Here is a 539-nt window from a genome sequence, read left to right on the forward strand (position 1 = left end):
AATGAGGGGCCCCAAGCCAAAAACCACTGCCCGAGCGCGATCATTGCGTCAGTCCGATAACGATGCGGAGGGCAAACTTTGGAACGAGCTGCGCGACCGGCGGCTCAACGGACATAAATTCGTCCGGCAACTGCCGATCGGCCTCTATTTTGCGGATTTCGCCTGTCGTGAACTGCGGCTGGTGGTCGAAATCGACGGCAGTCAGCACGCCGGCGATCGAAGAGACGCAATCCGGGATATCTTTATGACCGGCAATGGCTGGTCGGTGGCTCGCTTCTGGAACGTGGATGTGCTGAGAGAGCTGTCATCCGTGCTGGATACCATTCTTGCAATCTGCGATGGCCGATTGACCGAACGCGTCGAAGCGACGGATTTGCGGTTCTTCCCGGCTGCGAGCGATTAGCGATGGCGTGCCGTGTGATTTGCCCCTCACCCTAGCCCTCTCCCTGCACGCGGGGAGAGGGGACTTAACTCGGCTCTTCGTATGGCACGTCCCCTCTCCCCGTCAGAACGGGGAGAGGGCTAGGGTGAGGGGCAAA

General features: G+C 59.7%; 1 protein-coding gene. It reads left to right on the forward strand.

What is annotated here, in order from left to right:
- Position 1 precedes the first annotated feature (1 nt).
- On the forward strand, positions 2-403 hold the full coding sequence (locus CO671_RS33180) for a DUF559 domain-containing protein (RefSeq protein WP_097609255.1): 402 nt from the start codon (positions 2-4) through the stop codon (positions 401-403).
- Positions 404-539: the final 136 nt, after the last annotated feature.

Origin of the sequence: Rhizobium sp. M10 (assembly GCF_002531955.1) — a bacterium.
Taxonomy (GTDB): Bacteria; Pseudomonadota; Alphaproteobacteria; order Rhizobiales; family Rhizobiaceae; genus Rhizobium; species Rhizobium etli_C.